General features: G+C 70.4%; 12 protein-coding genes. 7 read left to right on the top strand and 5 right to left on the bottom strand.

Annotated elements, in window-relative coordinates; genetic code table 11:
• Positions 1-54 precede the first annotated feature (54 nt).
• A complete protein-coding gene (locus LDQ05_RS18145) occupies positions 55-618 on the bottom strand; it encodes an NAD(P)H-dependent oxidoreductase (protein WP_226438352.1) in 564 nt (187 codons plus the stop codon).
• A 92-nt stretch (positions 619-710) separates the two neighbouring features.
• Here LDQ05_RS18145 and LDQ05_RS18140 point away from each other — a divergent pair, with 92 nt between their 5' ends.
• A complete protein-coding gene (locus LDQ05_RS18140) occupies positions 711-1,352 on the top strand; it encodes a TetR/AcrR family transcriptional regulator (RefSeq protein ID WP_226438351.1) in 642 nt (213 codons plus the stop codon).
• A gap of 4 nt (positions 1,353-1,356) precedes the next feature.
• Entirely contained in the window at positions 1,357-2,151 is a 795-nt protein-coding gene (locus tag LDQ05_RS18135) for an META domain-containing protein (RefSeq protein WP_226438350.1), read from the top strand.
• 15 nt (positions 2,152-2,166) lie between these two features.
• Here LDQ05_RS18135 and LDQ05_RS18130 read toward each other — a convergent pair whose 3' ends face one another.
• Positions 2,167-2,730, bottom strand: coding sequence for a nucleosidase (locus LDQ05_RS18130; RefSeq protein ID WP_226438349.1), 564 nt, complete (start codon positions 2,728-2,730; stop codon positions 2,167-2,169).
• Positions 2,731-2,893: 163 nt separating this feature from the next.
• On the opposite strand from LDQ05_RS18130, the gene nadE reads away from it, so the two are divergent.
• Positions 2,894-3,733, top strand: a complete 840-nt coding sequence (gene nadE / locus LDQ05_RS18125) for an NAD(+) synthase (protein WP_226438348.1) — start codon at positions 2,894-2,896, stop codon at positions 3,731-3,733.
• An 18-nt stretch (positions 3,734-3,751) separates the two neighbouring features.
• On the opposite strand, the gene LDQ05_RS18120 is transcribed toward nadE, so the two are convergent.
• Positions 3,752-4,048, bottom strand: a complete 297-nt coding sequence (locus LDQ05_RS18120) for a MoaD/ThiS family protein (RefSeq protein ID WP_226438347.1) — start codon at positions 4,046-4,048, stop codon at positions 3,752-3,754.
• A complete protein-coding gene (moaA, locus tag LDQ05_RS18115) occupies positions 4,041-5,099 on the bottom strand; it encodes a GTP 3',8-cyclase MoaA (RefSeq protein WP_226438346.1) in 1,059 nt (352 codons plus the stop codon). Before moaA ends, LDQ05_RS18120 begins: the two co-directional genes overlap by 8 nt.
• A 170-nt stretch (positions 5,100-5,269) precedes the next feature.
• Here moaA and LDQ05_RS18110 point away from each other — a divergent pair, with 170 nt between their 5' ends.
• The 4 genes from LDQ05_RS18110 (at position 5,270) to LDQ05_RS18095 (ending at position 9,591) form a co-directional block, all read left to right on the top strand.
• Entirely contained in the window at positions 5,270-6,457 is a 1,188-nt protein-coding gene (locus LDQ05_RS18110) for a molybdopterin molybdotransferase MoeA (RefSeq protein WP_226438345.1), read from the top strand.
• A complete protein-coding gene (moaCB, locus tag LDQ05_RS18105; protein WP_226438344.1) occupies positions 6,454-7,446 on the top strand; it encodes a bifunctional molybdenum cofactor biosynthesis protein MoaC/MoaB in 993 nt (330 codons plus the stop codon). The genes LDQ05_RS18110 and moaCB overlap by 4 nt, the downstream gene beginning before the upstream one ends.
• The gene (locus tag LDQ05_RS18100) at positions 7,439-7,852 is read left to right on the top strand and encodes a molybdenum cofactor biosynthesis protein MoaE (protein WP_226438343.1); all 414 of its coding nucleotides are present in this window, start codon (positions 7,439-7,441) and stop codon (positions 7,850-7,852) included. The genes moaCB and LDQ05_RS18100 overlap by 8 nt, the downstream gene beginning before the upstream one ends.
• Before the next feature lie 260 nt (positions 7,853-8,112).
• Positions 8,113-9,591 carry a DEAD/DEAH box helicase gene (locus tag LDQ05_RS18095; RefSeq protein ID WP_226438342.1) on the top strand — a complete coding sequence of 493 codons (1,479 nt, stop codon included), beginning with the start codon at positions 8,113-8,115 and terminating at the stop codon, positions 9,589-9,591.
• A gap of 3 nt (positions 9,592-9,594) precedes the next feature.
• Here LDQ05_RS18095 and LDQ05_RS18090 read toward each other — a convergent pair whose 3' ends face one another.
• The gene (locus tag LDQ05_RS18090; RefSeq protein ID WP_226438341.1) at positions 9,595-10,614 is read right to left on the bottom strand and encodes a CobW family GTP-binding protein; all 1,020 of its coding nucleotides are present in this window, start codon (positions 10,612-10,614) and stop codon (positions 9,595-9,597) included.
• Positions 10,615-10,677 lie beyond the last annotated feature (63 nt).

Genomic DNA, 10,677 nt, shown 5'->3' with positions numbered 1-10,677 from the left:
CCGCCGCGATTTCCGCGCGCAGCAGCGTGCACCGCGGAGTCGGTCGCGTCGCGATCAGGCGTTCTCGAGCACCTTCGTGGCAGCGACCAGCGACTCGACGACGGCACCGATCTGCTGTGCGGTCTCGCCGTGATCCTTGGCGTGGGCACCGGCGAACTTGCCGAAGGTCTCACCGACGGCCAGTGAGCCACCCTCGACGACGGTGCCGCCCGCGATCCCGACCGCCTTGACGGTGTCGTCGAGGGCCCACTTGGCGGCGTTCGGACTCGGCGACTGGCTCACGACCGCGACCGGCTTGGCGCGCAGCGCACCCGCACCGTAGGGGCGCGACGCCCAATCGATGGCGTTCTTGAGGACGGCGCTGGTGGTGCCGTTGTACTCCGGGGTGACGAGCAGGACCGCGTCCGCGTCGGCGACGGCCTCACGCAGTGCGGCCGCCGCGGCCGGGACGGTCTCGCCGTCGAGATCCTCGTTGTAGAAGGGGATGTCCGCGAGTCCGTCGAACACGGATACCTCGACGCCCTCCGGAGCGACCGCGGCGGCGGTCTCGGCGAGCTGACGGGAGACTGCGGCGGAGCGCAGGCTACCGGGGAGTGCGAGTACGCGGGTCTGGGCCATGATGTGTCCTTCGAGGTCCGTGGTCATTGACTACGCAATGATAAGCGGACCGCGGTCCCTTTCTGTTCCCGGGCCCGCTAGAGTGTGACCTTGTGAACATCCCCCTGCCCCTCGCCGACCCGGACGGGACCGAACGCTGCGATGCCGCGCGCAACCGCGCACGACTGCTCGACGCAGCCGCGCTGCTCGTCTCCGAGCACGGTGCCGACAGCGTGTCCATGGATGCCGTCGCCGCACGGGCCGGAGTGGGCAAGGGCACGGTCTTCCGGAGGTTCGGTTCCCGCGCCGGACTGATGGCCGCTCTCCTCGACCACAGCGAACGCGAGTTCCAGCACGCGTGTCTCCACGGACCGCCTCCACTCGGCCCCGGCGCACCACCGATCGAGCGGCTCGTCGCGTTCGGACGGGCTCGGATCGACCTCGTCGAGATCCAGGGCGAGGTGCTGCGCGCCGTCGAATCGGCCGTCGGATCCCGGTATTCCGCACCCGCCCGGCAGGTGTCGCTCATCCACGTCGAATCACTGCTCCGCGAGGCACGGACCGGCGGCGACACCCGTCTGCTCGCCGAATCACTGCTCGCCTCCCTCGAGGCAGCGCTGGTCCTGCACCTGTGGCGCGACCTGGGACATCCACTGACCCATCTCGGCGACAACTGGTCCGACCTCGTGCATCGCATCGGTGCAGCGCCCGGCGCGCCGGACGGTGCCGCTCACGGCAGACACCCAGTACGGTGAGCCGATGACCCGAGCCCTGCGCGTCCTCGTCCTGATGTCGCTGACGGTCGCCGCGGCCGCCTGCGGTACCGATTCGGCGGAGACGAACGAACCCGCCTCTCCCGACGATCTGATCGGGCGGACGTTCGTGTCCACCGACGTCACCGGCACCCCGATCCCGGGTGACGGTCCCCTGACGGTCGAGTTCCCCGAGCCCGGGCGCATCGCCGCGACCGCCGGATGCAACCGGTTCGTCGGCTCCGTCGATCTCGCCGACGGCTCGATCGCCGCCCCGGCGCTCGCGAGCACGATGATGGCCTGCCCTCCCCCACGCGACGGCGCCGACCAGTGGCTGAGCACCCTGTTCGACGCGCAGCCGCAGTGGACCCTCGACGGGGACGTCCTCGTGCTCACCGGCGCCGGCACCACCGTCACGCTCGGTGACAAGAAGGTCGTCGACCCCGACCGACCGGTCACCGGCACCGAGTGGACGGTGACGACGTTGCGCACCCCCGACGCAGTGACCTCGTCGCTCACGTTGGAGACGGCGGCGCCCACGCTGATTCTCGCCGACGACGGAACCGTCAGCGGCAGCACCGGATGCAATCGTTTCTCCGGCCCCGCCGAGGTCGGCGACGGCACGATCACGTTCGGCGCGCTGGCCACCACTCTCGCGGCGTGCATCGACCCGGAGACCACCGAGATCGAACGGCACATCCTCGGTGTGCTGGCCGGCGAAACCACCTACGTGGTCGACGGACCGACCATGACGCTCACCGCCGAGGACGGCACGAACGGACTCGGTCTGACGGCGCGGTGACCGACGTCGGGGCGGTCAGTACCGTTCGGTGAGCCATCGCGCGAGTACCGCCGCGCTCGCGTCGACCCGGTCCGGCCAGTCCATCGCCGAATCGTCGGCGTTGTCGCTGACGTGTTTGACGAGCCTGCACCGGGCACCCAGGTGCGCCGCGGCATGGGCGATCGCGTAGCCCTCCATGTCGACGAGGTCGGCGCGCGTCGCGAGTGCATCCCTCACCTGGGCGTCGGAGACGAAGGCGTCCCCGGTCGCGAGGACGGTGCCGTCGCCGTCGTCGACGGACAGGCTGTCGCGGGCAGGGTATCCGAGGCTCCGCAGAACCTCCCCGCTGAAATCGTGGTTGATCACGGTCGACGGCACGAACAGTCCGCTGTGGTGGCCGTGCAGCGCACCGGCGGTGCCGATGTTCACGACGAGGGGTCGTTCCGACGCCGGATACCGGGAGAGCGCCGCGGCGACCGCCACTGCCGCATCGACCTTGCCGATACCGACGACCAGTACCTCGAACCGCTCGGGCACGTGCGCTGCTTCGGCCTTCGTGGCGGATACGACGAGTAGTTCCTGCACCTGCTGCACCTTCATCCGAACCATCCGAATCCCGGGGTTGCCGTTCCGGGGTTTCCGTCGTCGCCCCGTGCCGGGCACGACGGTACTCCGCACCGCGTCCCGCGGGGGCCGGTGGGATCGCCGGGCACACACCGAGCGTGCCCGCGCCGCGCGCGGGCCCGGCCGCTACAGTTCTGCCATGACCAACCTTCGCGATCGGATCATCGAGGAACTCGGGGTCCGGCCCACGATCGACCCGCAGGACGAGATCCGGTCGCGGGTGCAGTTTCTCGCCGACTATCTGCGGTCCACCCCGGCCAGGGGATTCGTGCTCGGGATCAGCGGCGGTCAGGACAGCACCCTCACGGGACGGCTGACGCAACTCGCCGCCGAGAAGCTGCGCGCCGAAGGCCACAGCGCCGAGTTCATCGCGGTCCGGCTCCCCTACGGCGAACAGGCCGACGAACACGATGCACAGATCGCACTCGACTTCATCCGGCCCGACCGCTCGTTCCGCGTCGACGTGAAGCCGGGAGCCGACGCCACCGCCGGTGAGGCAGCGGAGGGCATCCGCGAGCTCCTCGGCCCGGACGTTGCGCTCCGGGATTTCGTGCGCGGCAACATCAAGGCACGCGAACGCATGATGCTGCAGTACGCGATCGCCGGCGAACTCGGCCACCTGGTGGTCGGTACCGACCACGCCGCGGAGGCCGTGACCGGGTTCTTCACCAAGTTCGGCGACGGCGGTGTCGACCTGACCCCGCTCACCGGGCTGACCAAACGGCAGGGGGCCGCGTTGCTGCGCGCTCTCGGTGCGCCGGACAGCACGTGGCAGAAGGTCCCCACCGCGGACCTCGAGGACGACCGACCCGCGTTGCCCGACGAGGTGGCGCTCGGCATGACGTACGCACAGATCGACGACTATCTCGAAGGCGCCGACGTACCAGCGGAGGTCGCGGAGAAGGTGGAGCGGATCTTCCTCGCCACCCGGCACAAACGCACCGTGCCGGTCACGCCACTCGACACCTGGTGGCGCTGAACCCGCCGGGCACGCCGGTCAGCCGCCGGCGAACGGCGGCAGCACGTCGACACGGGAGCCGACCGGGTGGGTGAGGTCGCGCGTCAGCTCACCCTGGACCCCGGAGGGGGAACCGCCCGGGCCGGCCGGTTCGACGAGATACGCCGCGACCGACAGCACCCGCCGCATGTCGGTGCCGTAGCGATCGAGGAGCGCCGCGCGCAGCGCGCCGAGATCGGCACCGCGCGGAAGGTCCACGGTCTCCTTGTCCCGCCCTGCCGCATCCGCGGCCGCGGCGAAGTACCGCACCTCGATCCCGTTCAACTGCTCACCCACCGATGGCTCCCATACTGCGTTGCGGCGGAACGAAATCCGCCGCGTCGATACCGTGTCCGGCCCATTTGTTCCACATCGCACCGCGCCAGACGGCAGCGAGTTCCTCGTCCGTCGCACCGCCCCGCAGCGCCGCGCGAAGGTCGGTTTCGCGGTCGCTGAACAGGCACGACCGGACGGTACCCTCGGCGGTCAGGCGCGTGCGATCGCACGACGAACAGAACGATCGGGTGACCGACGCGATGATCCCCACCGTCGCCGGTCCACCGTCGACGAGCCAACGCTCGGCCGGTGCCGTCGGGTCTTCCCGACCGTGCTCGGTGAGGGCGAACCGCTTCCCGAGCACGTCGAGCAGTCGCTGGGCGGGAACCATGTTCGCGCGCGCCCACTCGTGGTCGGCGTCGAGCGGCATCTCCTCGATGAACCGCAGTTCGACGTGCTCGTCGAGGCACCACCGCAGCAGGTCCGCGGCGCCGCCGAGGGTTTCCGGCATGAGCACGGCATTGATCTTCACGCGTTCGAGACCGGCGGCTCGTGCGGCACGGATCCCGGCGATGACGGAGTCGAGGCGGTCGCGACGGGTCAGTTTCGCGAAGTGCGCACGGTCGACGGTGTCGAGGGAGATGTTGATGCGGGTCAGTCCGGCGTCGGCCAATGCCTGTGCGCGGTGCTCGAGACCGACGGCGTTGCTGGTCAGCGCGAGAGGCACGGACGGCGCGATCCGTCGACAGCCCCCGATGATGTCCTCGAGGTCGCGTCGCATGAGCGGTTCGCCGCCGGTGAACCGCACCTCGTGGACACCGAGCAGTCGTGTCGCCACCCCGACCAGACGGACGATCTCGTCGGCCGTCAACAGTTGTTCGCGGGGGATCGCCGGCAGCCCTTCCTCGGGCATGCAGTAGGTGCAGCGCAGAGAACACTTCTCCGTGATGGACACGCGCAGGTCGCGGGCCACCCGGCCGAATCTGTCGACGAGGTGGGGCACGTCGGGGCGGTCCGACACGTCGTCCACCTCCGCGTGGAGCGACGGGATACCCACGTTCACGACTGTCACGCGATCACCGCCCTCATGTCGTCAGTATGCCCATCGGACCGGTCCGGATGAACAGCAATATCCAACACGATCCGATCTGGTTGTCGGCCACGACACGTCGGGTACCCCCGTTCCGGCACCGCGCGGCGGCGTCCGGGGACACCTCCACGGCGCCCGGTACGGTAATGACCATGACAAGCGGCAGACGGTCCGTCGAAGAACACGTGCAGCACGTCGCGCGGCTGCTCGAGCCGCTGCGCACGGCCGGTTCGGTGACGATTCCGCTGGCCGCTGCGCTGGGTCGGACACTCACCGAGACGATCCACGCACCGATCGACCTGCCCGCGTTCCGCAACTCCCAGATGGACGGATACGCGGTGTCCGCGGCATCGTTGGTCGGCGCACCGGTGACTCTGCCGGTGGCGTCCGTGGTCGCGGCCGGCGATGCCGTGTCGGCACTGCCGCCCGGCGCTGCACTGAAGATCATGACCGGTGCACCGATCCCCGACGGCGCGGACGCCGTCGTGCCGGTCGAGGACACCGACGCCGGCTCGGAGAACGTCCTGATCCGGCGGCCCGTCGGCCCCGGCGAGTTCGTCCGCGAGGCCGGAAGCGACATCCGCGCCGGCGCACCGATGCTGGAATCCGGCACCCACCTCGCCGCCCGGCACATCGCCGCGCTCGCCGCGGTGGGGATCACCGCGGTGCCGATTCGGCGTCGCGTCCGGGTCGCGGTGATCTCCACCGGCAGTGAGCTCGTCACGGCCGGTCATCCGCTGCCCGCGGGAAAGATCTACAACTCGAACGGTCCGGCGCTCGCCGCGAGCGCCCTCGCGAACGGCGCGGACATCGTGTCGATCGACCACAGTTCCGACGATCGCGACGAGTTCGCGCGGATGCTCGCCCACGCGGTGTCGGTCGCCGACGTCGTCTTCACCTCCGGAGGTGTGTCGAAGGGCGACTTCGAGGTGGTCAAGGACTGTCTCGGACCGCTGGGCGGGGAGTTCGTGTCGGTGGCGATGCAGCCCGGCGGGCCGCAGGGCACCGCCGTCGTCGACGGGGTGCCGGTCCTCGCCTTCCCCGGCAACCCGGTGAGCACCCTCGTCTCCTTCGAGGTGTTCGCGCGCCCACTGTTGCGTGAGCTCACCGGATTGCCGGCCGTCGCCCCGGTGGAGCTGCCGCTGTCGGCGCCGGTGACATCGATACCGGGTCGCCGCCAGTTCCTGCGAGGACGCCTCGACGGCACCACCGTCACCTCGATGGCCGGGCACGGATCCCACCTCGTGGCGGCGATGGCGACCGCGGACGCGCTCCTCGACATTCCCGCCGACACCGATGCCCTCGACACCGGAGACCTCGTGAAAGTGCTGCCCCTGTGAGTGAATTGAGTCATGTCGACGACCAGGGCCGCGCGCGGATGGTGGACGTGTCCGCGAAGGCGGACACGACACGGACCGCCGTCGCGGCCGGGGAACTGTCCACCACGGCCGAGGTCGTGGCACTGGTACGCGCCGACGACATGCCCAAGGCGGATGTGCTCGCCACCGCCCGCATCGCGGGAATCGCCGCGGCGAAGCGCACCTGGGAGCTGATCCCGCTGTGCCATCAGCTGGCGTTGTCCTCGGTGAAGGTGACGTTCGGGTTCACGGACACCGCGATCACCATCGAGGCGACAGCGAAGACGAAGGGTCCCACCGGCGTCGAGATGGAGGCCCTCACCGCTGTCGCGGTCGCGGGCCTGACGCTGCACGACATGGTCAAGGCCGTCGATCCCGCGGCCGTTCTCGGTGGGGTCCGTCTGCTCGCGAAGGACGGCGGCAAGCGCGGACAGTGGCGCCGCGACGACCGGGACGACGCGGCGGAGAGCTCCGCGACGTCGGAGCCCGGTGTCGTGCAACGGTCCGCGACGGTCGTGGTGTCGTCGACCGGCGTCGCCGCGGGAAGCCGCGAGGACCGGACCGGGCCCGTCATCCGGGACTGGCTCCGCGACCGCGGTTTCACCGTGCGCGGCCCGCTCGTTCACGCGGACGCCGCGATACCCGCGGGCCTGGCCGATGCCCTCACCGGTGCGCCCGCGCTGGTGATCACGACCGGCGGGACGGGAGCCTCGCCCACCGATCGGACCCCCGAGGCCACCCGCGCCGTGCTCGACCGCGAGTTGCCCGGCGTCGCCGACGCGATCCGGCGCCGCGGTCTCGACGTCACCCCCCACGCGGTACTGTCGCGCGGTGTGGCGGGGTTGGCCGGACGCACCGTCATCGTGAACCTGCCCGGCTCGCCCGGTGGTGTCGCGGACGGACTGGCCGCCCTCGAACCGATTCTCGATCATCTGCTGGCCCAAGTGTCCGGAGGCGGAGCCCATGAGTGACCTGCTCGCGCGAATCTCGTCGGAGCCCCTCGACCCGGCGGCGGTCGACGCCGCGGTCGCCGGTCCGGAGCACGGCGCGGTGGTGCTGTTCACCGGTGTCGTGCGCAACCACGACGGCGGGCAGGCGGTGACCGCCCTCGAGTACCGGGCGCACCCCGACGCGGAAGCCTTCCTACGGCAGTGCTGCGAGGAGGTCGTCGACGAGACGGGTCTGCCCGTGGCGGCGGTGCATCGTGTCGGCGACCTGGTCGTGGGTGATCTCGCGCTCGTCGCCGCCGTCGCCGCACCGCACCGCGCGGAGGCGTTCGCGACGTGCGCGGATCTCGTCGAACGCATCAAGCACGGAGTGCCGATCTGGAAGCGTCAACGCTTCACCGAGGGCGCCTCGGAGTGGGTGGGCCTGTAGGGCCGGGAGTCGACCGGTTCCGCGGGCTCGGGTGTCGTGCGTGTCACGGCGTGGCGGGTACCCGCGGGCCGGTGCGGTACGCTCGACAGGTCAGGATGTCACGACGACATCCACCGTCGTGGGTTACCGGCGGGCCGGACGCGTACCGGCTCGCACGCACTGAGCACCGGCCTTCCTCGCGGCGATCCCACCCCGCACCTTCGGAACCCGTGTGTGTTCCGCTGCGTGCACACGCCGTATCCGAAAGGCAGTACCCACGCGTGACCACGTCTTCCTCCGATCCGTCCTTCGCCGAACTCGGGGTGCCCCGCACCCTCGTCGCGACCCTGCAGGACTCCGGGATCACCCGGCCGTTCCCCATCCAGGCCGACACCCTGCCCGACTCGCTCGCCGGCCGTGACGTCCTCGGCCGAGGCCGCACCGGTAGCGGCAAGACCCTCGCCTTCTCGATCCCGCTCACCGCTCGCCTGGCGGGTCGTTCGACACGGGAGGCCGGACGCCCCCGCGGTCTCGTGCTCGCGCCCACCCGCGAGCTGGCGACCCAGATCGCCGCGACTGTCGAGCCGCTCGCGCACACCGCCGGTCTGCGCGTGACGACGATCTTCGGCGGTGTCTCGCAGAACCGTCAGGTCGACGCCCTGCGCCGCGGCGTCGACATCGTCATCGCGTGCCCGGGCCGGCTCGAGGATCTGATGCGTCAGGGCTTCGTGCATCTCGACGGGGTGGAGGTCACCGTCCTCGACGAGGCCGATCACATGGCCGATCTCGGATTCCTCCCGGGCGTCACCCGGATCCTCAACGCCACCTCGAAAGACGGTCAGCGCCTTCTGTTCTCGGCGACGCTCGACAACGGAGTGGACAAACTCGTCAAGAAGTTCCTGCACGACCCGGTGCTGCACTCCGTGGACGAGGCCACCTCCCCGGTGACCGCGATGACCCACCACGTGTTCGACGTCTCGAACACCGACGTGAAGAAGGATCTGATCCGCACCCTCGCGTCGGGCACGGGTCGGCGAATCCTGTTCATGCGGACCAAGCACCAGGCGCGCAAGCTCGCCAAACAGCTCACCGCATCGGGTATCCCCGCGGTGGACCTGCACGGCAACCTGTCGCAGAACGCACGCGACCGCAACCTCGCGGCGTTCTCGTCCGGTGAGGCCCGGGTGCTCGTCGCGACCGACGTCGCGGCGCGCGGAGTGCACGTCGACGACGTCGAACTCGTCGTGCACGTCGATCCACCGGCCGAACACAAGGCGTACCTGCACCGGTCCGGTCGCACGGCGCGCGCCGGCAGCAGCGGCGACGTCGTCACCCTCGTGTTGCCCGATCAGCGCAAGGATCTCGCCGCGATCATGCGGAAGGCCGCGATCGACGTCCGTCCGGTGTCGGTGACCGCCACGTCCGAGCACGTGCTGAAGCTGGTCGGTGAGGTCGCGCCGCACGTGCCGCCGAAGCCGTCCACTCCGCAGCAGCCGTCCGGATCGTCCCGGCCGGCACGTGCGGGTGGTGGCCGTCGCGGCGGAGCGCCCCGCCAGGGCGGCGGTGCGCGGCAGAGCGGGGAATCACGCCGGGCAGGCGGCTCCCGTCAGGGCGGCAGCTCCCGTCAGGGCGGCGGTCGGCAGGGCGAGAACGCCGCACGCCGCGGGGATTCTCCGCGTCAGGGCGGCGACGGTCGGCGCGGGGCCTCCGCGCAGGGCACACGTCGGCGCGGACCGCGTCGCGCCTCGACGGAACGCTGAGACTCAGCGCGGCGTGAACCGGTGCACGGCGTACATGGCGTCCGCCGACACCGGTTCCACCGCGACGCACCGGTCGAGACGCCCGCGCACCGCGTCGGGGTCCAGATCGGCGCCGATGACGACGAGCCGGGTGCCGTCCGGCACGTCGTCGCCGCGGCCGGGCGGTTCGAAGCGGATGTGGTCACCGACGGTGTGCAGGACGTAACTGCCCGCCTGCAGACCGGCCGCGACCCGCACGAATCCTTTGATCCGGAACACTCCCGCGGGTTGGTCCTCCAGGAAGTCGACGAGGGCCCGGGGATGCAGCGGTGTCGACGAGGCGAAGGTGATCGTGTCGTAGCCGTGGTGCAGGTGCGAGTGGTCGTCGTCGAGTTCGCGCATCAACGCGTCGAGGGTGAGCTGTTCTCCGGGTTGCGGGTCGCTGCGCTGCGCGACGTCGAACAGCATCGACGGGTCGATGCGCGCGTGCTCGGCGGACACGACGGGCGCCCGGGAGTTGAGTGCGCACAGGGTGCCGAGCAGGTCGTCGTGGGTGTCGCCGGCGATCCGGTCGATCTTGTTGACGACGACCAGGTCGGCGAGGGTGACGTGCTGATCGAGTTCGGGGTGTCGCGCACGGGTGGCGTCGAACTCGACGGCGTCGACGACGAGCACGAGACCGCCGTAGGTGACGTGCTCGTTCCCGGATCCGACGACGAGCCGGATCATGTTGCGGGGCTCGGCCAGTCCGCTGGCTTCGACGACGATGGCGTCGAGATCGGACTTCGGGTGGGCGAGTCTGTCGAGCATGCCGTCCATGTCGCTGACGTCGACCGCGCAGCACAGGCATCCGTTGCTGAGCGAGACCATGGAGTCGACCTGGCCGGCGACCATCATCGAGTCGATGTTGACGGAGCCGAAGTCGTTGACTATCACGCCGATGCGGGCGCCGCGGGTGTTCCTCAGCAGATGGTTGAGCAGCGTGGTCTTGCCGGCACCGAGGAAGCCCGCCACGACCACGACCGGAATCCGCCGTTCCGCCACGCGTGTTCCTCCCGATCGTCGATCGGCCCATCCTAGCCGTGCGCGTTTGTGGTAGCTGGAGCT

Source organism: Rhodococcus yananensis, assembly GCF_020515525.1.
GTDB classification, from domain to species: domain Bacteria; phylum Actinomycetota; class Actinomycetes; order Mycobacteriales; family Mycobacteriaceae; genus Rhodococcus; species Rhodococcus yananensis.
Note: the sequence above shows the minus strand (reverse complement) of the source record. Positions and strands in the feature narration are given on the sequence as shown.